General features: G+C 69.7%; 23 protein-coding genes and 2 pseudogenes. 13 read left to right on the top strand and 12 right to left on the bottom strand.

All coding sequences use genetic code 11. The annotated features are described in order from the left end of the window. Window positions 1-106 precede the first annotated feature (106 nt). Window positions 107-514 carry a DUF4332 domain-containing protein gene (locus R3F55_24195; GenBank protein MEZ5670476.1) on the bottom strand — a complete coding sequence of 136 codons (408 nt, stop codon included), beginning with the start codon at window positions 512-514 and terminating at the stop codon, window positions 107-109. 173 nt (window positions 515-687) lie between these two features. Between R3F55_24195 and R3F55_24190 the strand changes: the two are divergent. Both R3F55_24190 and R3F55_24185 read left to right on the top strand, forming a co-directional pair. Continuing rightward, window positions 688-1965 (top strand): annotated as a pseudogene (locus R3F55_24190) (helicase HerA-like domain-containing protein). Window positions 1966-1987: 22 nt separating this feature from the next. After that, window positions 1988-2545: a helicase HerA-like domain-containing protein gene (locus R3F55_24185; GenBank protein ID MEZ5670475.1), complete on the top strand. Its 558-nt coding sequence runs from the start codon at window positions 1988-1990 to the stop codon at window positions 2543-2545. Window positions 2546-3607: 1062 nt separating this feature from the next. On the opposite strand, the gene R3F55_24180 is transcribed toward R3F55_24185, so the two are convergent. Next, complete coding sequence (locus R3F55_24180; GenBank protein MEZ5670474.1) at window positions 3608-3940, bottom strand: hypothetical protein; 333 nt, start codon at window positions 3938-3940, stop codon at window positions 3608-3610. A gap of 725 nt (window positions 3941-4665) precedes the next feature. After that, window positions 4666-5022 carry a hypothetical protein gene (locus R3F55_24175; GenBank protein ID MEZ5670473.1) on the bottom strand — a complete coding sequence of 119 codons (357 nt, stop codon included), beginning with the start codon at window positions 5020-5022 and terminating at the stop codon, window positions 4666-4668. 2511 nt (window positions 5023-7533) lie between these two features. On the opposite strand from R3F55_24175, the gene R3F55_24170 reads away from it, so the two are divergent. Next, complete coding sequence (locus R3F55_24170) at window positions 7534-7722, top strand: hypothetical protein (protein MEZ5670472.1); 189 nt, start codon at window positions 7534-7536, stop codon at window positions 7720-7722. 256 nt (window positions 7723-7978) lie between these two features. Continuing rightward, window positions 7979-8122, top strand: a pseudogene (locus R3F55_24165) (DUF1428 family protein). A 620-nt stretch (window positions 8123-8742) separates the two neighbouring features. Here R3F55_24165 and R3F55_24160 read toward each other — a convergent pair. Next, window positions 8743-9897 (bottom strand): alpha/beta fold hydrolase, encoded by a 1155-nt coding sequence (locus R3F55_24160; GenBank protein ID MEZ5670471.1) that lies wholly within the window; start codon window positions 9895-9897, stop codon window positions 8743-8745. Window positions 9898-10160: 263 nt separating this feature from the next. Here R3F55_24160 and R3F55_24155 point away from each other — a divergent pair, with 263 nt between their 5' ends. From R3F55_24155 to R3F55_24145, 3 genes are all read left to right on the top strand, one after another. Then, window positions 10161-10409: an ABC transporter permease gene (locus R3F55_24155; protein MEZ5670470.1), complete on the top strand. Its 249-nt coding sequence runs from the start codon at window positions 10161-10163 to the stop codon at window positions 10407-10409. Between the two features lie 119 nt (window positions 10410-10528). Continuing rightward, a complete protein-coding gene (locus R3F55_24150; protein ID MEZ5670469.1) occupies window positions 10529-12472 on the top strand; it encodes a hypothetical protein in 1944 nt (647 codons plus the stop codon). 138 nt (window positions 12473-12610) lie between these two features. Beyond that, window positions 12611-13003: a GFA family protein gene (locus tag R3F55_24145; GenBank protein ID MEZ5670468.1), complete on the top strand. Its 393-nt coding sequence runs from the start codon at window positions 12611-12613 to the stop codon at window positions 13001-13003. Window positions 13004-13019: 16 nt separating this feature from the next. On the opposite strand, the gene R3F55_24140 is transcribed toward R3F55_24145, so the two are convergent. Beyond that, entirely contained in the window at window positions 13020-13523 is a 504-nt protein-coding gene (locus R3F55_24140; protein MEZ5670467.1) for a hypothetical protein, read from the bottom strand. Between the two features lie 263 nt (window positions 13524-13786). Here R3F55_24140 and R3F55_24135 point away from each other — a divergent pair, with 263 nt between their 5' ends. From R3F55_24135 to R3F55_24125, 3 genes are all read left to right on the top strand, one after another. Beyond that, complete coding sequence (locus R3F55_24135; GenBank protein MEZ5670466.1) at window positions 13787-14878, top strand: glycosyltransferase; 1092 nt, start codon at window positions 13787-13789, stop codon at window positions 14876-14878. 163 nt (window positions 14879-15041) lie between these two features. Next, window positions 15042-16748: a tetratricopeptide repeat protein gene (locus R3F55_24130; protein ID MEZ5670465.1), complete on the top strand. Its 1707-nt coding sequence runs from the start codon at window positions 15042-15044 to the stop codon at window positions 16746-16748. After that, window positions 16718-17284, top strand: a complete 567-nt coding sequence (locus tag R3F55_24125) for a DUF924 family protein (protein ID MEZ5670464.1) — start codon at window positions 16718-16720, stop codon at window positions 17282-17284. Before R3F55_24130 ends, R3F55_24125 begins: the two co-directional genes overlap by 31 nt. An 18-nt stretch (window positions 17285-17302) precedes the next feature. Here the strand turns inward: R3F55_24125 and R3F55_24120 are convergent, their stop codons facing one another. From R3F55_24120 to R3F55_24100, 5 genes are all read right to left on the bottom strand, one after another. Continuing rightward, window positions 17303-17758, bottom strand: coding sequence for an NfeD family protein (locus tag R3F55_24120; GenBank protein MEZ5670463.1), 456 nt, complete (start codon window positions 17756-17758; stop codon window positions 17303-17305). A gap of 30 nt (window positions 17759-17788) precedes the next feature. Then, a complete protein-coding gene (locus R3F55_24115; protein MEZ5670462.1) occupies window positions 17789-18715 on the bottom strand; it encodes an SPFH domain-containing protein in 927 nt (308 codons plus the stop codon). Window positions 18716-18802: 87 nt separating this feature from the next. Next, window positions 18803-19801 carry an AbrB family transcriptional regulator gene (locus tag R3F55_24110; protein MEZ5670461.1) on the bottom strand — a complete coding sequence of 333 codons (999 nt, stop codon included), beginning with the start codon at window positions 19799-19801 and terminating at the stop codon, window positions 18803-18805. Between the two features lie 72 nt (window positions 19802-19873). Beyond that, the gene (locus tag R3F55_24105; protein MEZ5670460.1) at window positions 19874-20491 is read right to left on the bottom strand and encodes an HAD family phosphatase; all 618 of its coding nucleotides are present in this window, start codon (window positions 20489-20491) and stop codon (window positions 19874-19876) included. Then, the gene (locus tag R3F55_24100) at window positions 20488-21291 is read right to left on the bottom strand and encodes an NAD kinase (GenBank protein MEZ5670459.1); all 804 of its coding nucleotides are present in this window, start codon (window positions 21289-21291) and stop codon (window positions 20488-20490) included. Before R3F55_24100 ends, R3F55_24105 begins: the two co-directional genes overlap by 4 nt. Window positions 21292-21468: 177 nt before the next feature. Here R3F55_24100 and R3F55_24095 point away from each other — a divergent pair, with 177 nt between their 5' ends. Together R3F55_24095 and R3F55_24090 are read left to right on the top strand one after the other, a co-directional pair. Then, entirely contained in the window at window positions 21469-21807 is a 339-nt protein-coding gene (locus R3F55_24095; protein MEZ5670458.1) for a glutathione S-transferase family protein, read from the top strand. A 24-nt stretch (window positions 21808-21831) separates the two neighbouring features. Continuing rightward, entirely contained in the window at window positions 21832-22143 is a 312-nt protein-coding gene (locus R3F55_24090) for a glutathione binding-like protein (protein MEZ5670457.1), read from the top strand. On the opposite strand, the gene R3F55_24085 is transcribed toward R3F55_24090, so the two are convergent. Beyond that, the gene (locus R3F55_24085) at window positions 22122-22736 is read right to left on the bottom strand and encodes a GDP-mannose pyrophosphatase (GenBank protein MEZ5670456.1); all 615 of its coding nucleotides are present in this window, start codon (window positions 22734-22736) and stop codon (window positions 22122-22124) included. The two genes, R3F55_24090 and R3F55_24085, sit on opposite strands and share 22 nt — an antisense overlap. Before the next feature lie 77 nt (window positions 22737-22813). Between R3F55_24085 and R3F55_24080 the strand changes: the two genes are divergently transcribed. Continuing rightward, the gene (locus R3F55_24080) at window positions 22814-23593 is read left to right on the top strand and encodes a DeoR/GlpR family DNA-binding transcription regulator (protein MEZ5670455.1); all 780 of its coding nucleotides are present in this window, start codon (window positions 22814-22816) and stop codon (window positions 23591-23593) included. On the opposite strand, the gene R3F55_24075 is transcribed toward R3F55_24080, so the two are convergent. Continuing rightward, window positions 23574-23820: glutathione S-transferase C-terminal domain-containing protein (locus tag R3F55_24075; protein MEZ5670454.1), on the bottom strand; the 247-nt coding region annotated here is incomplete at its 5' end. The genes R3F55_24080 and R3F55_24075 overlap by 20 nt on opposite strands.

The raw sequence follows: 23820 nt of genomic DNA, 5'->3' as shown, positions 1-23820 counted from the left end.
GGGCGGCCGGTGCCGCGCGGCGCAACCGGCACAGGGTCGCGCCGCCGGCGACGGCGCCGGCCGGGCAGATCCGGGCGGACGGCGGGCGGCGCGGCCGCCGCGCCGGTCAGTGACTGATGGCGGGATCCAGGGTCTTGGCGTGCTCGACCCAGCGGGTGACCTGTTTGACGGAGGGCAGCTGGCGGACCAGCTTCTTGGCGGCGTTGACCTCGCCCATGCGGGCGGCCAGGTTCTCGGCCTTGCGGTTGCGCAGTTCCTTGACCGTGTCGACGCCGGCGGCCTCGAGCAGTTCGGAATATTCCTCGCCGACGCCGCGCACCCGCATCAGGTCGGCCATGTTGGCCCACTTCAGCAGCTGCGCCTCGGAGAAGCCGGTGGCGCCGGCCGCTTCCTTGCGGCCCTTCGCGCTGCCGCAGCGCTTCAGCAGCGCCGCGGTGGTGGCGATGCCGGCCGCCTTCAGCTTCTTGCCGTTGGCCGGCCCGATGCCTTCGATGTCGAGGATGCTGTAGCTCATTCGGGTTCCCTCCGCCGTGACATTGTTGCCGGGCCTGGGTGTGCCGGGGGGCGCAGGCCCGTGTTGACCGGCCAGCGCATCGCCGCATACTGCTTGCCCGGATGCGGATGGGCCGGTGCCGCACTTGGTATCGCGAAATACCTGGGCGGGCTAGTGCGAAGGGAAATCGAACCGTGGTCGATGACGCGATTTTCGTGGGTGCGGGAGACGAGCCGCAGTATCTACACCTGAAATACGCAAATCGACATGGCCTGATTACCGGTGCCACCGGCACCGGCAAGACGGTGACCCTGCAGATCCTGGCCCAGGGCTTTGCCGATGCCGGCGTGCCGGTGTTCGCGCCCGACATGAAGGGCGACCTCAGCGGCATCGCCGCGCCGGGCGAGCCGAAGGACTTCCTGCTCAAGCGGGCGCGCACCATCGGGCTCGACCGCTATGAGATGGCCGGCGCGCCGGTGGCGATCTGGGACCTGTTCGGCGCCGAGGGCCTGCCGATCCGCACCACCATCAGCGAGATGGGGCCGCTGCTGCTCGCCCGCCTGATGGAGCTGAACGACACCCAGGCCGGCGTGCTCGACATTGCCTTCAAGGTGGCCGACGAGCAGGGGCTGATGATCCTCGACCTGAAGGACCTGCGCGCCGTGCTGGCCTTCCTGGCCGACAATTTCCGCGAGATCAGCGCCAGCTACGGCAATGTCAGCCGCACCACGGTCGGCACCATCCAGCGCGCGCTGTTGAGCCTGGAGGCGCAGGGCGCCGACCGCTTCTTCGGCGAGCCGGCGCTCGACCTCGCCGACTTCATGCGCCTCGACGCGGCCGGCCGCGGCACGGTGAACATCCTCGCCGCCAACGCGCTGATGACCCATCCCAAGCTCTACAGCACCTTCCTGCTGTGGCTGCTGTCGGAGCTGTTCGAGCAGCTGCCGGAGGTGGGCGACCCCGCCAAGCCGAAGCTCGTGTTCTTCTTCGACGAGGCGCACATGCTGTTCGAGGACGCGCCGAAGGCGCTGGTCGACAAGATCGAGATGCTGGTCCGCCTGATCCGCTCCAAGGGCGTCGGCGTCTATTTCTGCACCCAGAGCCCGCTCGACATTCCCGACGAGGTGCTGGGCCAGCTCGGCAACCGCTTCCAGCACGCGCTGCGCGCCTTCACCCCGCGCGACAAGAAGGCGATCGCCGCGGTCGGCGACACCTTCCGCCAGAACCCGGCGTTCAGCGCCGCCGACGTGATCCCCGAGCTCGGCATCGGCGAGGCGCTGGTCTCGACCCTGATCGAGAAGGGCATCCCCTCGGTGGTGCACCGCACCCTGATCCGCCCGCCGGCCTCGCGCATGGGCCCGCTCAGCGCGGAGGAGCGCGGTGCCGCGATCGCCGCCAGCGGGCTCGGAGCCAAGTACCGGACCGAGATCGACCGCACCTCCGCCTACGAGCTGCTGCAGCGCCGCGCCGAGGGCCGTGCCGACGGCTGGCTCGATGCCCCGGGCGGGCAGGGTGCGGGTGGCCCGGGTGGCGGCGGGCAGGGCGCCCGGCGCTATGGCGCAGGCGATCGAGCGCGGCCGGCGGCGGCGCGGCGCCGACCGGCCGGGTGCCGCCGGCGACGGGCCGATCAACCGCCCCGCCGCCGTGCGCGCCGACGGCGGCTGGGCCTCGCCCCGCGCGGCCCGGCCGGCGCCGGAATGGCGACAGGAACGGCGACCGGGCCGGGGACGCAGGCGGCTTCAGGGGCGGCGACAGCGACGACGGCAGGGACGACGACGCTTCCGCCCGCGCGAGCGCCAGCCCGACCGCCCAGGCGACCGCGCCCCCGACCGGCCCGCGGCACGCAACGCGCCGCCCGAACGCCAGTACAGCTACGGCCGCCAGGCCCGCCGCCACGCCGGCGACGACGACGGCTGGGGCGCCAAGCCCGCCCGCGCCTCCAACCGCCAGTCCGTCGGCGAAGCCTTCGCCAAGTCCCTGGCCCGCAGCGCCGGCAGCCAGATCGGCAGGCAGGTCATGCGCGGGCTGCTGGGCTCGATCTTCGGGCGGTAGGGGCGACGTAGTCGGCCGACCACATACGGCAGCGCGTATAAATTACAGTTGCGCAATTGCACGGGGTCCTCATTTTGGGGAAGGCATGTGACCTGCTCTTCCGCATTGTCCGTCTCTGGTGACGGACTTTCATATCAACCGAGGATCACGGTAACCGGTGCAGTTATCCCCTTCCAGATTGCCTCGTCGAAACAACCAAAGGTGATGTTTGTCACCGAGGGCAATAAGTGTCTTCAAAAAATATTGTGAGAATAAATTCTGCTGCTTTCTTGCCAATTACGAATGCCTCTCTATATCAATATTAGAGCGATTCGTGTGCCTTCTATGCCAACGAGCGGTCCAGTGCCGCGAACACCCCAACCGCTCTCCACAATTCACGGTGCCGATCACATAGAGCGCAGACTGGGCCCGTGTGACTGCCACGTTGACCAGACAGGTCTCCCCATGGCCACTCGCGCCTCGTTGCGGTGGCCCTTGGGCTGAGCACAAAGAAGACGGTCCGCTTCCCGCCCCTGGTGATGTGCACCGTGCCGACGCTGATCCCATACCCACGATTGGGGTCCTTCTGACCCAGCCATCGAGAACGCGGCTGGTGACGAGGCGCTTCATGCTCAGATTGTCTGCACACCAATGACAAAGGTGTGACGACATAGAGGTGGCCTCGGCGCCGCTTGCTGGCGTCCTCAGGGGATCGATCAGTCTGGCCGCCTCATCCTCACCATTTGTCCGGGCCGGGTTTGCCCACCACGTCGATCCAGCATGAGCGGCCCGAAGTGGCAGGTTACAGTTGCATGCTGTTTCGCCTGCACCATCAGATTGGAATAAGGCAATTTCGTTCGAGATATCGAACATGCGGGACTGTCACAGCGCCTGGTGAAGCAGCGCTCCCACATCCCGATAGCCGCTCCCTGTCGAGCGCGCACAGTAGGGGCTGGCCCGATCAGCGACCACCTGCACCGGGCTTCAGGTGCATTGGCGGTAGAGGGTCTACACCGAAGAACAGGCAAGATCTCCTCCGTCAGGCTGTTCGGCAGTGTGACCACCGGCTCGATCTGAAGGGGATCACCGACGACAATGGTCCGTTTTGAGCGCATGAGCGCTCCAACGGCTTCTTGCCCGTACGGCCTGTCCCGCCTCATCGACCAGCAGCCAGCCGAGCGTTTCAGATTTGAGGCGCGAGAACATCCGGTGCACGGAAGCGAAGGTCGTCGAGACAACCGGCACGACGAGGAAGAACGAAGACCGCAGGTCTGCGATAGGCGATCTTTTGAGGGGTGCCGGCGAGCGCGTGCCGAAGGATTCCAGAAGATCGAAGGTCTGCCGCAGGATCCGGCCGCAGTCCATGAACGCGCGGTGGAGCGCCATCGCCTTCTCCGAACACGCGATCGCGCTCAATATGCTGTGCCCGCTCGTACCAAAGGCTGGAGGTCTGGATGTCGCTGTGCGCGGCCGAAGAATGCTGCGTCGAGCACCGGCGCCGCCAGCTGGCTTCCACATCCTGGAGACTTCTTCGCTCAGAGACTGATGCAGGCTTCGTGCTGCGCCAGCTCCTCCTTCTTCTTTTCAAGAAGCTCCGTCCTGGCGATGCCCATTCCGCTTCAGATTCGGAGCGCGCCTGGCGCTCCTCGACATGCGTTGGCAGGAACGCTGCTGCTGCGTTCTGCGGTGATGCTCATCACGCCAATCCTTACGGCCCGAGTCCCGAGAGGTCTGGCAAAGAAGCCGGGGCGCGCGCACGCACCTTATGCGCAGCCAGGGCATCGACGCGCTCTGAAGCGCAGCCCCGGCCCGCACGGTTTCGGCCTGCGTCCCGGATCCGGGACTCCGTTTCGTGCAGTTCGCGCTCGAGCTCCGGCAACTCAGCCCGGGCCTTCGAGATCACCAACCGCCATCGCGGAGAGCTTCAACAGTTCCCCGTGAACTTTCTGTAACCCCTGGCCTGGGTGTTGGGCCGTGTTCAACGCATCGTCGAAGGATGCGCGCGCCTTCTCCCAACGGGCCAGTGCCTCCCTTCTGACCAGACGGCGGGCGCTCAGCCGCAATGACTCGTCTCGGCCTCTTGACCGGCTGCCCGTCCGGCTGAGGCTCGACCGCGAACTGCGGGATGCCGGCGACGTGGTTCAGGTATGTCGACAGACCGTTCTCTTCATCACGCCCAGAAGGCCTGTGAAAACTGATACCGGTTGGACGAGTTTCCGAGGACGGCGGCAATCATCCCCCAAGGTCCCGCGTTCGAGCACCACGTCGGAGATCGACTTCCAGATATCGCAGATCGGGCGCGTCGGCGGCGATGGCTTCAAGCGCGGGAGTTCGGCGCTAGCGTTCTCAACCGCCTTGTTGTTGGAGGACGCCACGACCATCTCGAAGCCTTTCAGCCGGTCGTCCAGGTGGTGCCAATGTGATCTTCGCTCCGCCGCGCTGGGAAACGCCTGATCTGTCTGGGTGAACGCGGTGGCCGGGTTCTTGTACCCGGCCATGACGACGGGCGCGTTCGACCACCCTGGCCGCCACAATGTCGCGGAGGAGCTATGCTGCCGGTCCCCGGCGGGCGTTGACCGCCAGAGACTCCGGTTTCCCCAAGGCCTCCCGTCGTTCCGTTCACGGCCACCTGCTGCAACAGCGCCAATGGAAACCGTCCGCTTGCGGGCCATCTGCCGAGCGGCGTCAACGCCGGTTGCAGCAAGTGCTGAAGGGAGGCCTCGTCCTGAAGCAGATCGATCCGCTTTCCGGGCGATGACACGCCTAGATAGAATTTCAGAGCACGCGGCAGTTGTCCGCTCTTGGCCTGTTCCCGTGCGGCTGCCAGGTCCTCAGATGGATTCAGCAGCGTGGGCTCGAGGGAACATTGCTCGCAAAAACTCGTACCGGCGCACCGCAAAGCAGGGCGGTTCGATGTCGTGCCCCGACAACGCCAAGGCGTCTCTCAGATAATTTGTACAGGCTCCTGATCGACGCTTTCGTGAGAGGCTGGACCTCGCCGTCCTTGTCCCGCTTTATCAGGCGCTCCGGAACCTTCGCCAACTGCCGCTCCTGTGTCGGCCAGTCAGCGAGGAGCTTCAGATCCCCCTGCCTGAGGCGATCGGCACGCCCCAGGCGAAGCTGGAGATCGCGAAGCTCGTCTCTCCTCCTCAGCGGTCGGCCTTCCCTGAGCAGGATGCTTTAAAACACCCTCTGGTGACTCTCTTGGAGCGTCAGGCCGGTTGTCCGCACATATAGTTTCAGCAGGGCTTCGAACCGCTGGCCCGAGATTGATGGCGCCAGGATCAGTTCATAGTAGAGCCGCTTCTTCGGCCGGGACTTTTCGCCGATTTCCCACGGCAAATCTCCCTCTTCCAGCCAGGCGATCCGCGAGCGGTCTCCGCCGGTCAGGTCAGTCTCACGCCGATACCCTTGGGGCGAAAGAACCTCCAATGCCGTCCACGCCCGGAGGACATCCTGCGGATCGTTCGCAATGGGCGGCTTCGGTCCCGGTGTGAACCTTGGTTTGGGAATGTCGCCATGAGTTTGCGGATTTGCACCTTAGGTGGTTCAGGGGGAGCGTGAGACAGGTTTCCTGGCCTCGGCTTCCTTGGTCGCGTGGGCGGATGGCTTCGCCGACGGAGCGCGGAATCGTTGTACAGCGATTTCGCTCTTGAGCTTCAATGCCCGCTGCGTGTTTCTGTGCTCAAGCTCCTCAAGGAAGTCTCTGGCAGATCGCAGCGTCGTCGCGGTTGCCCCGGAAGGTTTCTTCCAGTTCATCGACCGATTTGTTGAAATAAGGCCTTCCGTCATACTTATATTTTTTACTTTTGTCCGCAATATTGTGTTCCGATTTAATTGAACGACATGCTGTGAAATCCTAGTTAGATTTGCGCAATATCTTGATGCTAGCAAGGCATTGAAACTCGGGCAGTGGTGAGGTCGGATGCGTGACTCCTGCCCTGAGATCGTAGCGCGAGCAGCGGCGATGACCAGCCGGAACTGGCGTGTCCGGCCGGCGCCGGACCGGGATCATGAGCTGCGGTTACAGAGCTGGTCGGTCCTCCGTTTTCGCAGTCGTTAGCGGTCCGCGAGTTACGCTGATGGTGTGGACGGCCCCTGTACGGCATCGGTGTGCCAGGATGAGGTCGTTGACTTCATCTGAAGGTGGCGTCCGTGAGCCAGATTGCCACGATTGGGTTAGATGTCGCGAAGTCCGTTTTCCTGGTGCACGGGGTTGATGCCACCGACGCGCCTGTGTTGCGCAGTCAGTTGCGACGCGAAGAGCTGCTGAGGCAAATCGAGGCGTTGCCGCGCTGCCTGCTCGGGATCGAGGCTTGCGGCACGGCGCACCAATGTGCGCGGCAGATCCAGGCCGTTTCGGGCTTGAGGTCCGGCTGCTGGCGCCGATCAACGTCAAGCCTTGCACGTCAGGCGCGGGCGCAAGAACGACGCGGCCAATGCCGCGCCGATCTGCGAGGCGGTGACGTCACACATGCGCCCCGCGCCGGCGCGGCCGCTGCGATGGCTCTCTGGCGCTTGGCTCTGGCGCGATGGCTCTGGCGCCGGCATCGGCTTCCGTGACATCATCGCGCCCTCGGGCGTGGCAGACTGCCGTGGAAGGAGGCCGTTGCGGTGGAAGGCGAGGCATGGGTTCGCGGCGGCCTGATGCTGCTCCTGGTGTTGGCCTGCCGATGGCGCTCGGCGGGCCGGCGCCCGCGCGGTCGCGCAGGCGGACGGCGGCGACGGGGTCAGCGAGGAGGAGCAGGCGGCCTCGGAGGCGCGGGCGGCGCTGACCAACTGTCAGTGCCTGCGCTGCTTCCCAGCGCGATCCGCTACAACGAGGCGATGGCCGACGGCTTTGCGAACGGTGCGCGGTGCCGGCGATCCGCGCAGTTCTGGGCCGACAACGCCGACGCGCGGGCGGCCTGGCCCGACCGCGGGGCCTATCTGGAGCACGCCTATCGTGACGCGGTCACGACGTGCTCAACGCGCGCTGGCGTCCGGAGCGAGGCGCCGCGGCCGCCAGGATGCGAGGAGGCGGGCGAGGGCGGCCTGATGCGCACCCGGCTGGCCGGCGACTGCGCCATCCTCGACCGGTCGGCGGCGCGCATGCGCACCACGACGACCTCTATCTCGGCGTGCTCGCCCACGAGCTGGTCCATCGCCAGTTCTGCGCCGACCAGATGGGCGTGCCGGTCTATGCCGACCAGATGTAAGCTGGCCCAGACCGAGGCCGACGCCCACCGCACCGAGGCCGACGTGCTGCGCATCCTCTACCTGCGCCGCGCGCGCGGCTGCGGCGTGCAGGCGTGTACAACCGCTTCAACGACCTGCCGAACGCGCTCGACTTCCTCAACCGGGCCGTCAACTACAGGCGCGACAACCCGCTGCAGAGCACGCCTTGACCGGCCCGGCGGCCGGGCGCAGGCTCCCGGCGGGTCAGCCCGGCGCGAACCGGAAGGAGACGGTGCGATGAGTTATGTCAGCGGTTTCGTGACCCCGGTGCCCGACGCCAACAAGGCCGCCTATGTCGCGTCGGCGGCCAAGGCCTGGCCGCTGTTCAGGGAATATGGCGCGCTGCAACATGTCGAGGGCTGGGGCGACGACGTGCCTGCCGGCAAGCTCACCGACCAGGCGCGCGGTCGCCCTGGCCGAGGGCAGACGGTGGTGTTCGCTGGCTGCTGTGGCCCAGCAAGGCGACCGCCGAGCGATGCATGGCTACGATGGACACCGACCCGCGCTGGCAGCAGATGGACATGCGTTCGACCGGCAAGCGCATGATCTATGGCGGCTTCGAGGCGATCTTCGAGGCGAAGGCGTAGGCCGGCGCGGCGGCGCGCAGCCGCCGCCGCCGCCGCTATTGCAGCACCGACCGCGTGATGTTGTACCAGCCGGCAGGGTCGCTGCCGTTTTTGACCTGGTCGTTGGGGTAGTCGACGATCAGCGTCGCGATCGGCAGGCCGTCGGTGTACATCGTGAACCCGGGTTGGTGCTGGAGGCGATGAACGGCACCGGCACGCCGGTCTGCAGGTGCGAGGCCCGACCATGTGCCGTCAGGTTCCTGCGGTAGGTGCCGACGAACTGCCCGCTCGCACGGCTGGTCATGTCGAACTCGACCAGGGTCGGGGCGGCCGCGACGGCGGCGGGCTGGGCGGCCTGCGCCGCGGCGGCGTGCCTGCCCGCTCGGCATTGTCGCGGTCGTTGTTGGACTGGCAGCCAGCAGGACGACAGCGGCATCAACAGGCTGAAAGGCGAAGCGGCGTCATCGACGGTCTCCGGTGCGGGCTCGGCGCGGAAACCGGTCGGCCCCGTGGCGAGGTGGCGGTGCGAATGGTGGCAGCGGCGCTGCGCGCTGGCAATCGGCCGCAAGCGGCAGCGTGCGCCGCGCCCGCTAGCCCTGCACGAATGCCGCGATCGCCTGGACGACCTCCGGCACCAGCGGCAGGGCAGGGTCGGCATAGGTGGCCAGGTTGGCGGCGCGGTCGTCGGCCGGGGCCGGCTTCAGCACGTGGTTCATGCCGGCGATGACGGTGGCGGCGAGGCCGGGGCGGGCGGCGGCCAGGCGCTCGGCGTCCTCCACCGTCACCACCAGGTCGGCTGTCGCCCTGCACCACCAGCACCGGGCCGTCGTAGGCGGCGAGCAGCGCGGCGGGGTCGTAGGAATAGAGGCTGATCAGGAAGCCCTGCACCGCCGGGGCGAACAGCTGCTGCAGCGCCGGGTGGATCGCCGCGACGTCGGCCGGCGTGCCGGCCTCCAGGCTGTCGATGGCGCCAAGCGCGTCGTCGAGCAGGACGGCATTCGCCGGGTTGGCGCGCAGCTGCGCGCGCATCACGTCGCCGAGGCGTCGTCCGGGGGCGGCGATCAGCACCAGCCCGCACAGGTCGTCCAGGCGCTGCGCCGCGGCCAGCGCGACCAGCCCGCCCTCGCTGTGGCCGGCCAGCCAGACGCAGCCGGCGCCGGTTGCCGCCCGCGCCGCCGTCACCCAGGCACCGATGTCGTCGACATAGTCGGCGATGGTGACCGCGTTGGGGTCGACGCCCGGCGCCGCGCTCTCGAACATGCCGCGCTTGTCGATGCGGATGGTGGCGATGCCGGCATCGGCCAGTGCCTCGGCCAGCATGGCGTAGGTGCTGGCGGCGATGCCGAGCGGGCTGTTGCCGTTGCGGTCGGTCGGGCCGGAGCCGGGGATGACGATCATCACCGGCTGTGCCGTGCCGGTGGCGGCCACGCCGGCGAGGGTGCCGTGCAGCGCGCCGACCGGCCCCGCGGCAGCGATCTGTCGCTCGCCCGCCTGCGCCGCAACGGTGCCGCCGGTCAGGCACAGCGCCGCGGCGGCGAGGCACAGCGCCCGCCGGCGGCGCAGACCGGTGTTCCGCGTGGGCGGGGTCATGGTGCGGGGTCTCCTTGCACGGCCGTCCGGACCGGCACGATGGCGCGAAATCGCGGCGAAGGCAACGCGCGGCGCCGCCGGCGGTGCGTGCAGGCGGCACGCGCGGCCGCCGCGAACCGCAGGCGCGATTGCGCGTACAGGACAGAGTTCAGAAATGAATTGTCCATTTGTGCGAATAAACACAGAAGGAAGTCTTGGGCTTGTTTATTGACTGTCGAATTGATTGAGCCTATTGTTTTGACCTTCTGGGGGAGTGCACTTCGATGGCGCTGCGTTTGTCGTTGCGTCTGTGGACTGAGTTTTTCCTCGGGGCATTGAGCGGCGCAGCCCTTCTGCTGACGCTCGCCGAGCCCGACTGGCTCGAGCGGTTCTTCGGGCTCGCGCCGGATGCCGGCGACGGTTCGACCGAATGGGGCCTGGCCATCGCTCTGGCGGTGGCGACGGTCGTGCTGTTGCTCGATGCGCGTCGCGTGCAGGTGCGCGCGGCCCGCGCTTCCCTTCCCAAGACCTGAAACAACGACCCGTCGCGCGCGCTGCGCCGGGCGTAATCGTCCGGCGAAGCGCGATCGCGCCGGGCTTTGGTGCGAGAACGACCATGCGCTCAGCCGACAGCGATCGACGCGACGATTCCGTGCCCGCAACGCCCGACGAGCCAAGAGAGAAGGAACGGCAGGCGCAGCCGGTCGCCGCCTGGCGCCACGCCCCACCGGCGACGGGCTGCGACTGCGACCAGCTCGCCTGCCTGCTCGACCGGATCGCGCGGACCACCTGCCTGACCGCCAACGAGGTGCATCGCAACGGCACCGCGCTGCACTCCATCGCCACCTCGCTGCAGGCGTTGCTGGAGATCACCCGCACCGTCCACCCGGGGGCGGCGCTGGACTACGACCGCCAGGCGAAATTGCGCGCGCAGATGGAAGCCTGCTGCCCGCCCGCGGTGCCGGACGACGAGGTCTGCACCCATGTGCCGTGCCCGCCGGGCGGCGGTTCGCGGCGCGGCGACGGCTGGTCGGCGAAGGCGCGCGGCCAGGTCGCACCGGTGCAGGTGCCGAAGCGGCATCCGGACTGGACCTTCGTCGAGAAGCCGCGGCACGACGACGACGAGGAGCTCGGCGCGGTCCCGCTCGGTGCGTTCACCGGGCTGATCGATCCGCGCCAGCCGACGCCGCGGCCGATGGACTTCCGCAGCGGGCCGGGGCCGACCCCGCCCGGTGCCGCCGGCCCGGTCGGCTTCCGCGTGTTCACCGAGACCGAGCTGGCGCAGAACTGGCCGCCGGACATGAGCGGCGCGCGCGGCGGCGACGTCGTGCTGATGTCGGGCAACCTGTGGTTGAAGCTTTCGATCGACGGCGGCAAGACATTCACCGACCTGGATTTCACCAAGCTGTTTGCGCAGGACAGCGTCTACGGCGGCTGGGCCGGAGACCAGGTGGTGCACTATGTGCCGGCGATCGACTGCTTCGTGCTCTACGTGCAGTCGTACAAGGGCACCGGCAAACAGGCCAACCGCAACGTCGTGAAGATCGCGCTGGCCAGCCAGGCCGACCTGAAGAAATTCTCCGGCGGCAAGGAGGCGTGGTGGCGGCAGTGGGACTTCACGCCCGATACCTTCGGCCTCGGCGCCGCATGGATGGACTTCCCGGACCTGACCTGGGGCAAGGACTTCCTGCACGTCAACACCAACGTGTTCGCCGGCAAGACCGGCAAGCTGTTCTATGAGCTGCCGCTGGCCGACATGGTCGCCGGCAAGGGGTTCGGCTTCCTGTTCGCCTTCATCGACACGACGGCGATGGTGGGTTCGCCGGCGCAGAACGTGACCGGCAACGAGTTCTACTTCGCCCAGCACGTCGATAGCTCGCACATGCGGATCTATTCGTCGGTCGGCGGCGACCCGAACTATGCCTGGCGCGAGCGCGAGGTGCTGAACTGGGCGCGGCTGGACAGCGGCGACGTCGCCGCCAAGGCGCCCGACAATGCCGACTGGATCAGCGAGGACCATCGCATCATCGGCGCGACCCGCCGCGGCAACGAACTGTGGTTCGCATGGACGGCCGCCGCCGGCGACGGCGGCCACGGCGGCTTCAAGTTCCCGTTCGCCCATGTCCAGGTGGTGCGCTTCGACATCGGCGCCGACTACAAGCGCGTCGACCAGTTCGCGATCTGGAACGGCGACCATGCCTATTGCTATCCCAGCCTCGCGACCAACTCGGACGGCGAGGTCGGCATCTCGCTGGCCTGGGGCGGCGGTACAACCCTCTTCGGCAGCCATGCCGTGGGCATCCTCGGCGACTGGGTGGTCTGGTACGGCAATGCGAGCGATGTCACCGTGCTGCGTAAGCAGGTCGGCGACGACGGCAAATTCGTCACCGATGCGGCCGGCAACTTCGTCGTCGCGCCGACGCGCTTCGGCGACTACCTGCATGTCCGGCTGGCCCAGCCCGACACGCGCTGGTTCGGCGCCTTCGGCTATGCCGTCAAGAAGGACGCCAGCGTCGCGGCGCCCGAGGCCGGCAAGTTCGTGTGCTCCTACGTCGAGTTCGGCCGCGAGGTGCCGCTGCCGTCGCCGATCAAGTAGCCGGGCCGGCCGCGCTTCGCCCTTGGCCGCGGCGGCGGCCGCGCTTCGATCGGCCGGCGTTTCGCGTTGGCGACCGCTTGCCGGGGCGGTTGCGTTCGCGCTAGCAACGCCGGCCGGTTCCCGGCGCGGAGACACACGATGGATCGATACACCGGCGGTTGCCTGTGCGGCCGCGTGCGCTTTGCGGCGGTCGGCCGCCCGTACCGGGTCGGCCTGTGCCACTGCCTCGACTGCCGCAAGCACCACGGCGCGCTGTTCCACGCCTCCGCGATCTTTCCGCAGGACGCGGTGACGATCGAGGGCGAGGTGCGCGCCTATCGCGGGCGGTTCTTCTGCCCCCGCTGCGGCTCGTCGTTGTTCGCACGCAGCGGCGACGAGGTCGAGCTGAACCTCGGTTCGCTGGACGCGCCCGACCTTCTGGTGCCGACCTATGAAAGCTGGGTCGTGCGCCGCGAATCCTGGCTGCCGCCGTTTCCTCTGGCCCGGCGCTACGACCGCGACCGCGACGCGACCGGCCGGTTCGAGGAATAGGTGCCCAGGCGGCGGCTCAGCGATAGGCGGCCAGCTTGGCGGCGGCGGCGAAGGCGTTGAACAGCTGGGTGACGCGGCCGACGACCAGGTGCTGGCCGTTCGGCGGCGTAATCCAGTCGGCCTTGAGCTCGAGCAGGATGAAGGCGGTCGAGGTCCTCTGGAACTCGTCCAGCGGCATCTCGGGCGGGCGCGGCGGGTCGAAGTCGACGGCGCAGGACAGCGTGATCAGGATCGGCGGCGGCGCCTCGTCGGTCACCACCACGTCGGGCTGCAGAAAGGTCCTGTGCCCGTTGGCGCTCTGCGGCGGCTGCGGTCCCACCCGCACGCCGCCGCCGAACAGCGCGCCCAGCGACGGGCTGGCCAGATAGTCGTAGCAGCGCTGGGCGCCGGTCTCCTTGATGTCGTGCCAGTTGCCGGTGGCGACGATGAAGGTCTCATTGGCATGGCCGTATTGCTGCGCCGTGGCGGGCAGCGCGGCTGCGGCGACAAGGGCGGCGGTCGCCAGAAGCAGCGATTTCATCCGGATTCTCCTTTGGCTGGACCCGGAAGGCCGAGGCGTCCCGGGCGGGACGGGCGAGAGGCGGCGCGGCGGCCATGATGAACGAACCGACAGGATGTGAAAACAATTGTGGCGGCGGTGGGGCGGGCGGTCCGCCTGCCGGCGTCGCCGCGGCGCCTGGGCCGGCTGTTTCACGTGAAACATAACAAGAACATTCGGCCGCCACGCGGCCGCCGGCGGCCGCGTTAGCGAAGCCGTAACCACAGTCGGCGCATGGAATGGCCATGCGCTTCACCTTCGTAGACTTCATCGACATCGACTATGTCGCCGACACGCCGGAGCACGAGCCGATCGGCGGCTCGCAGGCGGCGGTGTGCTATCTGGCGCGCGCGCTGGCCGCGGACGGCCACGACGTGCGCATGGTCACCGACACCGCGCGGCCCGGCCGCCATGCCGGGGTCGACTGCCGCGCGCTCGGCGACGGGCTGGCCGCGGCGCTGGCCGCCGAGGGCGAGCAGGCGATCGTCGGCGTCAACAACGCCGCCCGTGCCGAGGCCCTGCGCGCCGCGATGCCCGCCGGCGCCCGGCTGGTGCTGTGGACCGGCCACGATCAGGACCAGCCCGGCGTCGCCCCGCTGGCCGACCCGGCGGTGCGCGAGCGCTGGGACGCGTTCGCGCTGGTCAGCGACTGGCAGGCCGACCGCTTCGTCGCCGGTTTCGGGCTGGATCGCCACCGCACCGGCATCATGCGCAACGCGATCGCGCCGGTGTTCGAGAACCTGGTGCCGAGCGGCAAGGGCGACGCGCTGGCGCCGAAGCTGGCCTATACCAGCACGCCGTTCCGCGGCCTGCACGTGCTGCTGCACGCCATGCCGCAGATCACGCTGCGCCATCCGCTGGCCAGGCTGAAGGTCTATTCCAGCATGTCGCTGTACCACACCGAGGACGATCCGTTCGGCGAGCTCTATGCCTGGGCGCAGCGCACCCCGGGCGTGGCCTACAGCCCGTCGATCCCGCAGGCGGCATTGCCGGCCGCGCTGGCCGACGTGTCGGTGCTGGCCTATCCCAACACCTTCGACGAGACCTCGTGCATCGCGGTGATGGAGGCGATGGCCGCCGGCTGCCGCGTGGTCACCGCGCGCCGCGGCGCGCTGCCGGAGACCACCGCCGGCTTCGCCCGCCTGGTCGAGCCGGATGCGGACCTGCGCGCCTTTTCCGGCCGCTTCGCCGCCGCGGTCGACGCCGAGCTGTGCAGCCGCCGCGACGACCCGCAGCACTGGGCGGCCGAGATCGACGCCCAGGTCGCCTTCGTCAACCGCGAGATGACCTGGGCCAACCGTGCGGCCGACTGGACCCGATGGCTGACGCGGCACTAGCGGCCGGCGACTGGCGCGGGCCGGTCCAGGACCTGCTGTCGACCGGCGACTACGACGCGGCGATCGCCCGCTGCAAGGCGGCGCGCGCCGCCGGCGCCGACCCGGTGGAGACCGGCTTCCTGCACGGCCTGGCCTGCGTCGGCGCGGCCGCTCCGCCGCCGCGGTGGTCGCGCTGGCCGACGTGGTCAAGGCGCGGCCGGAGCATGTCGGCGCGCTGTGCGCGCTGGGCACCGCGCTGCAGCGGCTGGGCCGCGACGACGAGGCCACCGGCTATCTCGACCTCGCCACCCGGCTGCATCCCGCTTCCGTCCGCGCCTGGGTGGCGCTGGGCGGCAACCTGCTGCTGCGCGGCCGCAACCAGGAGGCGCGCGACGCCTTTCGGCGCGCGGTCGCCTGCGACGGCGGCGACGTGCGCGCGCTGTCCGGGCTCGGCGCCGCCGCCCAGGCCTGCATGGCCCATGACGAGGCGGAGGCTGCCTATCGCCGCGCGCTGGCGCTGGCGCCGGACGACACCACGCTGCTGGGCAACCTGGGCACGCTGCTGGTCGAGACCGGGCGGCAGGGCGCGGCGCAGCAGTGCCTGCAGGCCGCGGTCGACCGCAGGCCCGACGACGCGGTGCTGATCAGCAACCGGCTGTTCGCCGCGCTCTACGACGAGACCGCCGCGCCGCAGGCGATCGCCACGCTGCACCGCCGGCGGGGCGGCCGGCTGCGCGCCCCGGCGCCGGCCGCGGTCTTCGCCGGCCGCGACGCCGCGCCCGACCGCCGGCTCACCGTCGGCTATCTCTCGCCGGACTTCCGCCGCCACCCGGTCGGCTTCTTCCTGCACGACGTGCTGCCGGCGCACGACCGCGCGGCGGTGGCGGTGCACGCGCTCTACGACAACACCCGCCGCGACTGGATGACCGAGGCGCTGCAGGCCGGCGTCGACGGCTGGCACCCGGTCGCCGGGCTCGACGACCGCGCGCTGGCGCAACGGATCGCCGAGCTGGGCATCGACGTGCTGGTCGACCTGGCCGGTCACACCCGCGACAACCGGCTGCCGCTGTTCGCCGGCCGGGCGGCGCCGGTGCAGGTGACCTGGGCCGGCTATGCCGGCACCACCGGCGTGCCGGCAATGGACGCGATCCTGCTCGACCCCTTCGTCGCCGCCGGCGCCGAGCCGGGCGACTATACCGAGACCGTGATCGCCGACCTGCCGGTCTATGCCTGCTATGCGCCGCCGCCCTATGCGCCGCCGGTACGCCTCGACGCCTGCGCGCCCGACGCCGCGGTCACCTTCGGCTGCTTCGCCAACGCCGCCAAGCTGAACCCGCGCATGGCCGAGACCTGGGGCCGGATCCTGCGCCACCTGCCGGGCGCGCGGCTGGCGATCCGCACCCATGCCTGCGCCGATGCCGCGGTGCGCGACCGGTTCGCGGCGATGTTCGCCGAGGCCGGCATCGCCGGCGAGCGGCTGCTGCTGGAGGGGCCGACGGCGCACGAGGAGCTGCTGGCGCGCGTCGCCGAGGTCGACATCGTGCTCGACACCTTCCCCTACAGCGGCTCGACCACCGCGATGGAGGCGCTGTGGATGGGCGTGCCGGTGGTGACCCTGGCCGGCCGGCTCTATCACGAGCGCCACGGCGGCGCCGTGCTGTTCGCCGCCGGGCTCGACGCCCTGATCGCCGAGACCGAGGACGACTATGTGGACCTCGCGGTCTCGCTCGCCCATGATGCCGGCGCGCGGCGTCAGCTGCGCGCGAGCCTGCGCGACCGGCTGGCGGTCTCTCCGTTGCGCGACGGCGCCGGCATGGCGCGCGCGCTGGAGGGCGCCTACCGGCGGCTGTGGAGGGACCGGTGCGCGAACGACCCGGCGGCGAGGGCCTGACGCCCGCGGCCGTGCTGGACTTCTGGTTCGGCGAGCTGACCCACGAGGACTGGTTCCGCGGCGGCGCCCGGGTCGACCGCATGGTCGCCGACCGCTTCGCCGGGCCGGCGGCCGACGCCGCGGCGGGCCGGCTCGACCATTGGGCCGACACCGCCGACGGCGCGCTGGCGCTGGTGCTGCTGCTCGACCAGTTCCCGCGCAACCTGCACCGCGACAGCGCGGGCGCATTTGCCCAGGACGCCAAGGCGCGCGCCGTCGCCGACGCCGCGCTCGCCCGCGGCTTCGACCGGGCGGTGGCGGCCGCGCGGCGGCCGTTTCTCTACCTGCCGTTCGAGCACTCCGAGGCGCTGGCCGACCAGGACCGCAGCGTCGCGCTGTTCGCCGCCCATGGCGACGCCGAGATGCTGGACTATGCCGAGCGGCACCGCGCGGTCATCGCGCGCTTCGGCCGCTTCCCCCACCGCAACCCGGTCCTCGGCCGCACGCCGACGGCGGAGGACACCGCCTATCTGGCCGGCCGCGACGAGCCGTTCTGAACTGCCACCGGGCGCCGCTCAGTCGACCCGCTCGACCACCATCGTCGCGCCGTCGATCGCGGTGACCCGGACATGGGCGCCGGCCGGCAGGTCTGGGCCGCGCACCACCCAGGTGGAATCGCCGACGCGGAGTCGGCCGGAGCCGTCGCGGATCGGCTTGTCGAGGGTGTAGCGCTGGCCGATATACTGCTCGCCGCGGCGGTTGAGCAGCGGCTGCTCCGAGCGCTCGTTCAGGCGCACCATCCAGCGCCGGCCGGTCAGCACGGTCACCACCGATAGCCCGGCGAAGATCAGGATCTGGTACGTCAGCGCCATGTCGGGCGCGATCACGGTGGCGAGCGCGGTGATGATCGCGGCCAGCCCGAGCCAGATCAGGAAAGCGCCGGGCACCATGATCTCCAGCGCGATCAGCAGCACGCCGCCAGCCAGCCAGTACCAGTAGGGCGGGCCGTTCAGCAGCATTTCCAGGTCCATCGTTCCGGTTCCTTGTCTGCCTGCGCCGGCTCAGCGGTCGGACCGCGAGCCCAACGCATCCTTCGCGATCTCGGCGATGCCGGCGATGCTGGAGATCACGCCGGAGGTCTCCATCGGCAGCATCAGGATCTTCTGGTTCGGCGATGCGGCCAGTTCCTTCATCATCTCGACATAGCGCTGGGCGATGAAATAGTTGATCGCCTGCACGTCGCCGGCACGGATCGCCTCGGACACCATCTGGGTCGCCTTGGCCTCGGCCTCGGCCTGGCGCTCGCGCGCCTCGGCGTCGCGGAAAGCGGCCTCGCGCCGGCCCTCGGCCGACAGGATCGCCGACTGCTTCTCGCCCTCGGCGCGCAGGATCTGCGACTGGCGGATGCCCTCGGCCTCCAGGATCGACGCGCGGCGGTCGCGCTCGGCCTTCATCTGCCGGCCCATGCTCTCGACCAGGTCGCGCGGCGGGGTGATGTCCTTGATCTCGATTCGGGTGACCTTGACGCCCCAGGGGTTGGTGGCGTGGTCGACCACGGTCAGCAGCCGGGCGTTGATCTCGTCGCGCTCCGACAGCAGCACGTCCAGGTCCATCGAGCCCATCACGGTGCGGATGTTGGTCATGGTCAGGTTGAGGATGGCCATTGTCAGGTCGCGCACCTCGTAGGCGGCCTTCGGCGCGTCGAGGATCTGGTAGAATACCACGCCGTCGACCGTGACCATGGCGTTGTCCTTGGTGATCACCTCTTGAGAGGGGACATCAAGAACCTGTTCCATCATATTGATTTTAGCGCCAATTCTGTCGAATACCGGAACCAGAAGGTTGAGGCCGGGCCGGATCACCCGGGTGAAACGGCCGAACCGCTCGACCGTGTATTCGTAGCCCTGCGGCACCGACTTGACGCCCATGCTGATCGCGATGACGGCAAGCACCAGCACCGCGATGACGAAAATCGTGAAGCCGCTCATCTGGGTCTCCCTCCGCAGGACCGCGGCGCCGGGGGCGCCGTTCGGCAGGTGTCGGATATGGGCGGATATTGGGGTGGAATCTGGGTGCTAACTTGTCTTCTTTCGGATGAACAAGCGGTAGGCCAGCGGCGCCAGAATCACAACAAGCAAGATGCGGAAGACGTGGTGGGTGGCGACGAAGGCCGGGTCGAGGTGCAGCGCCAGCGCGATCAGGCTCATCTCCGCCAGTCCGCCGGGCGAGAAGGCCAGCCACAGCGCGTCGAACGGCACCCCGATCGCGCCGTGCAGCGCCAGCGCCAGCCCGGCGCTGGCGGCGACCATGATCACGGTCAGGATCAAGGCATAGCCGACCGGCCGCAGCATGGCGTGCCAGTCCATGCCGGTGAAGCGGCTGCCGATGGTCGAGCCGATCACCACCTGGGCGACGGCGACCAGCTCGGCCGGCGGCCCGGCCGCGGTCCAGCCGGCCAGGTGGATCGCGGCGCTGAACAGCATCGGCCCGATCAGCTGGGCGGCCGGAATGCGGGCGAGGTAGGCGACGGGAAAACCGATCACAGCGGCGGCGCAGAGCAGGGCGATGTCGGCCCAGTCCAACCCGCCGTGGCCGCCGGCGCCGGGCAGGGCCGACTGGCCGTAGCTGAAGAAGAACGGCAGGCTGAACACCACGAACAGCACGCGGGCGGAGTGGATCAGCGAGATCACGCGGTCGTCGCCGCCCATCGCGCCGCCGACGATGATCATTTCGTTGAGCCCGCCCGGCGCCGCGCTGAAATAGGCGGTCGGCCGGTCGTAGCTGCTGATCCTCAGCAGCAGCGCGCACAGCCCGAGCCCGACCACGCTGACATAGCCGGCCATCGCGGCCAGGCTGGCGGTCCACTGGCCGACCGCGTCGATCATCGCCGGGCTGAAGGTGCTGCCGAGCAGCACGCCCAGCACCATGATGAAGCCGTTGCGCAGGGTCTTGCTGGCGCGGATCCGCAGCCCGGCGATGGCGGCGATCGTGGTCGCGCACATCGCGCCCATCATCCAGGGCAGCGGGGTGCCGATCCAGAAGAACAGCGCGCCGCCGGCACCGCCGAGGGCCAGGGTCGCCGCATAGGCGAGGACCGATTTCGCGTCTATTTTCAGCGCACTGGCAGGCGTCTTGCGATCCTCCGCTCAGCCGGGCGCGAAGCCGAGGGCGGCGAGGTCGGCGCGGAGCTGGTCCGGCCCGGTGAAGCGCAGGGCCGGCATGCCGAGATAGTGCGCGGCGGCGGTGACGTTGGGCAGCGAGTCGTCGATGAACACCGTGCGGCGCGGGTCGAGCCGGTAGCGCTGGACCGTGCGGTGGAAGATGCGCGGGTCCGGCTTGACCAGCCGCTCCTCGCCGGAGACGACGATGCCGCGGAACAGCGCGAGGAACGGGTACTTGGCCAGGGCGATCGGGAAGGTCTCCGCCGACCAGTTGGTCAGCGCATAGAGCGGAACGCCGGCCGCGTGCAGCGCCTCCAGGATCGCGACCGTGCCGTCGATCGGGCCGGCCAGCATCTCCGCCCAGCGGTCGCGATAGGCGTGGATCATGTCGGCATGCTCGGGCGCGCGGGCCAGCGCCTCGGCGAGGCCGTCGTCGAAGCTGCGGCCGGCGTCGAGCTCGATGTTCCAGATCGTGCCGCAGACCTCGGCGAGGAAGTGCTCCATCGCCGCCTCGTCGGCGAACAGCTTGCGGAACAGGTAGCGCGGGTTCCAGTCGATCAGGACCCCGCCCAGGTCGAACAGCACGGCGTCGGCCCGGCTCATGGCGTGAATTGCTCCTTCAGGATGCGCTCGCGCAGGTTCTGGTCGGCGTCGAACAGCAGCGACAGCGCGATGCTGCGGTCCTCGGACACCGTCACCCGGCGCACGTCGCGGATCTCGGTGAAGTCGGCGACCGCGCTGACCGGGCGCTTCTGCGCCTCCTTGACCTCGAACGAAACCACGGCGGTGCAGGGCAGCAGCGCGCCGCGCCAGCGCCGCGGGCGGAACGCGCTGATCGGGGTCAGCGCCAGGATCTCCGCACCCAGCGGGATGATCGGGCCGTGCGCCGACAGGTTGTAGGCGGTGCTGCCGGCCGGGGTGGAGACCAGCGCGCCGTCGCAGATCAGCTCGTCCAGCCGGACGATGCCGTCGACCTCGATGCGCAGCTTGGCCGCCTGCCGGGTTTCGCGCAGCAGCGAGACTTCGTTGATGGCGAGCGCAAATTGTTCATTTCCGTCAATGGTTTGCGCGATCATCTTGAGGGGGTGCAACACCACCATCTCGGCGTCCGCGATCCGCTGCGGCAGGTCGTCCTCGCCATAGGCGTTCATCAGGAAGCCGACCGAGCCGCGGTTCATGCCGAAGATCGGCACCGCGTGCGGCAGGAAACGGTGCAGCGTTTCCAGCATGAAGCCGTCGCCGCCCAGCGCCACCACCACGTCGGCGGTGTCGGCCGGCACGTGCTCGTACTGTCCGCGCAGGCGGATCAGCGCCTGCTGCGCCTCGTCGTTGTCGGCGGCGACGAAGGCCAGTTTCGGCGCTGGCGGCAGGGCCGCAGGCTGGCTCGGCTGTGAAAGGGGCATGCTCGCCGGATCGGTTGGCGCACCCGGCGCGGCGGGCGGCGCGGAACGATGGGGCTGCTTAGCACAGCCGCCGGGCGAGGTCACGCCGACCGGCGCCCGCCGCGGCGGCGAGGCTGCTGACGGTGCCTGTCACAGGCTCCGGCGATAACGCCGGGCGACAACGCCGGGAGCCGACGCATGAAACTCTATGCCGGGCCGCTGAGCCTGTATTCGCACAAGGTCGAGATCGCGCTGCGCGAGAAGGGGCTGGCCTACGAGGCCGTTCCGGTGCCGTTCAGCCAGACCGCGGGCTATGCGCCGAAGCATCCGCAGGTGCTGGCGGTCAACCCGAAGGGCCAGGTGCCGGTGCTGGTCGACGGGCCGCTGTCGCTCTACGACTCGACCGTGATCCTGGAGTATCTGGACGAGGCCCATCCGCAGCCGCCGCTGTTCCCGGCCGGTGCCGCGGCCCGCGCCCGCTGCCGGCTGCTGGAGGTCTTCGCCGACGAGGTGATGATCGTGCCGCTGCGCCCCTGATGTTCCGCACCGAGCCGCCGTCCGGTGACGCCGAACGCCGCCGCCGGCAGGGGGGCGGACGCCGCACCGGCCGAGGCCGCCATCGCCGACCGGCTCGCCGAACTCGACCGGCAGCTCGACGGCGCGGATTTCCTGTGCGGTGCGTTCAGCGTCGCCGACATCGCCGCCTTCATGGCGGTGCTGTTCGGGCTGCGGCTGGGCGGGCCGAAGCTGGAACCGTGGCGTGCAGTGGCGCGCTGGTACGGCCGGCTGGCCGAACGCCCGGCCTTTGCCGCGGCGGTCGCGGCGATCGCGCAGGCCGACCGGTCGCTGTCCTATCCCTGGGTGAAGGGCTGAGGCGACGCGGCGCCGGCGAAGATGTGCAGCGCCGCATATTGCAGCAGCATGATGGTCTTGCCGTCGACGATGCGTCCGTCGGCGACCATCGCCAGCGCCTCGGCGAAGGGCAGCTCCAGCACCTCGATGTCCTCGCCCTCGCGCGCGTCGCCGCCGCCGGCCGCGGCCCGGTCGCCCGGCGCATAGGCGGCGACGAAGAAGGTCAGCCGCTCGGTCACCGAGCCCGGGCTCATGAACGCCTCGAACACCCGGCGCACGTTGCGCAGGCGATAGCCGGTCTCCTCCTCCGCCTCGATGCGGATGCGCTCTGCCGGGCCCAGCGCGTCGAGCAGGCCGGCAGCGGCCTCGACCAGCAGGTCGTCATGGCCGTTGACGAAGGCGGGGAAGCGGAACTGCCGGGTCAGGATCACCGTCCGCCGCACCGGGTCGTAGGGCAGGATGACGGCGCCGTTGCCGCGGTCGTAGGTCTCGCGGCTCTGCGTCTGCCAGCGCCCGTCGCCGCGGCGCCAGGCGAAGGTGGTTTTCTTCAAGACGTACCAGTCGTCGGACAGCAGCTGGACGTCGTGGATCTGCACGCGGTCGGCGACGGACATGATGGGGCTCCTGCGATGGCGCGCGAACAATCGTGCAATTTCGTGCAGAGTCAAGAAAGATCGTGTAACATCGCGCGATGCTGACCCGCCAGCGCAAGGCCCATATCCTCGACGTGCTGCGCCGCGACGGCCAGGTGGTGGCCAAGGCGCTGAGCGCCGAGCTGGGGCTGTCGGAGGACACCATCCGCCGCGACCTGCGCGCGCGGGCCGCGGCCGGCCAGCTGCAGCGCGTGCACGGCGGCGCGCTGCCGGCCTCGCCGGCGGTGGTCGACGTGCCGGGCCGGCGCGCGATCTCGACCGCGGCGAAGGCGGCGATCGGCCGGGCCGCCGCCGGGCTGATCCGCAACGGCCAGGTGGTGTTCGTCGACGGCGGCACCACCACCGAGGCGATGGTCGCCGCGCTGCCGGCGACCCTGCGCGCGACGGTCGTCACCCACAGCCCGGCGATCGCGGTGGCGCTGGTCGACCGGCCCGGCATCGACGTGCTGACCATCGGCGGCCGGCTGTTCCGCCATTCGGTGGTGGCGGTCGGCGCCGACGCTGTGGCGGCGATCGGGCGGGTGCGCGCCGACCTCTATGTCATGGGCGTCACCGGCGTGCACCCGGAGGTCGGGCTGACCACCGGCGACGCCGAGGAGGCGGCGGTGAAGCGGGCGCTGATGGCGGCATCGGCCGAGACCATGGTGCTGGCCTCGCGCGAGAAGCTGGGCGCGGCCTCGCCCTTCGTCGTCGCGCCGGTGGCGCAGGCGAGCTGGCTGGTCACCGAGGCCGGGATCGCCGAGGCGGCGACCGCGCCCTATGCCGCGCTCGGCCTCAGCGTGGTGCGGGCTTCGCCGGTCACTGGCCCGGGGCCTTGAACGGCTGGCTGATTTCCTGGAAGGCGGGCAGGGCCTCGCAGCGCGCGGCATGGGCGGCGAGCGCCGGCCAGCGCGCCGGCTCGAACAGGCCGGGGTGGACCTCGCCGACGAAGCGCAGCGCGCAGCCGACCGCGATGTCGGCATGGCCGATGGCCGCGCCGAACCACCACGGCGTCGTCCGCGCAGCGCGGTCGGCCTCCAGCGCCGCCAGCACGTCGGCGACCTGG

The sequence above is a fragment of the Alphaproteobacteria bacterium genome, from assembly GCA_041396705.1.
Taxonomy (GTDB): Bacteria; Pseudomonadota; Alphaproteobacteria; order CALKHQ01; family CALKHQ01; genus CALKHQ01.
The sequence above is the reverse complement of the archived record's forward strand: the minus strand, read 5'-3'. Positions and strand labels throughout refer to the sequence as shown.

Coding starts and splice junctions, on each gene's coding strand:
- R3F55_24185 (MEZ5670475.1), top strand. CDS start 1,988: ATGCCCCGGGCGGGCAGGGTGCGGGTGGCCCGGGTGGCGGCGGGCAGG.
- R3F55_24145 (MEZ5670468.1), top strand. CDS start 12,611: ATGGATCGATACACCGGCGGTTGCCTGTGCGGCCGCGTGCGCTTTGCG.
- R3F55_24135 (MEZ5670466.1), top strand. CDS start 13,787: ATGCGCTTCACCTTCGTAGACTTCATCGACATCGACTATGTCGCCGAC.
- R3F55_24115 (MEZ5670462.1), bottom strand. CDS start 18,715: ATGAGCGGCTTCACGATTTTCGTCATCGCGGTGCTGGTGCTTGCCGTC.
- R3F55_24120 (MEZ5670463.1), bottom strand. CDS start 17,758: ATGGACCTGGAAATGCTGCTGAACGGCCCGCCCTACTGGTACTGGCTG.
- R3F55_24140 (MEZ5670467.1), bottom strand. CDS start 13,523: ATGAAATCGCTGCTTCTGGCGACCGCCGCCCTTGTCGCCGCAGCCGCG.
- R3F55_24085 (MEZ5670456.1), bottom strand. CDS start 22,736: ATGTCCGTCGCCGACCGCGTGCAGATCCACGACGTCCAGCTGCTGTCC.
- R3F55_24080 (MEZ5670455.1), top strand. CDS start 22,814: ATGCTGACCCGCCAGCGCAAGGCCCATATCCTCGACGTGCTGCGCCGC.
- R3F55_24175 (MEZ5670473.1), bottom strand. CDS start 5,022: ATGGCCGGGTACAAGAACCCGGCCACCGCGTTCACCCAGACAGATCAG.
- R3F55_24195 (MEZ5670476.1), bottom strand. CDS start 514: ATGAGCTACAGCATCCTCGACATCGAAGGCATCGGGCCGGCCAACGGC.
- R3F55_24160 (MEZ5670471.1), bottom strand. CDS start 9,897: ATGACCCCGCCCACGCGGAACACCGGTCTGCGCCGCCGGCGGGCGCTG.
- R3F55_24105 (MEZ5670460.1), bottom strand. CDS start 20,491: ATGAGCCGGGCCGACGCCGTGCTGTTCGACCTGGGCGGGGTCCTGATC.
- R3F55_24100 (MEZ5670459.1), bottom strand. CDS start 21,291: ATGCCCCTTTCACAGCCGAGCCAGCCTGCGGCCCTGCCGCCAGCGCCG.
- R3F55_24170 (MEZ5670472.1), top strand. CDS start 7,534: ATGCGAGGAGGCGGGCGAGGGCGGCCTGATGCGCACCCGGCTGGCCGG.
- R3F55_24155 (MEZ5670470.1), top strand. CDS start 10,161: ATGGCGCTGCGTTTGTCGTTGCGTCTGTGGACTGAGTTTTTCCTCGGG.
- R3F55_24095 (MEZ5670458.1), top strand. CDS start 21,469: ATGAAACTCTATGCCGGGCCGCTGAGCCTGTATTCGCACAAGGTCGAG.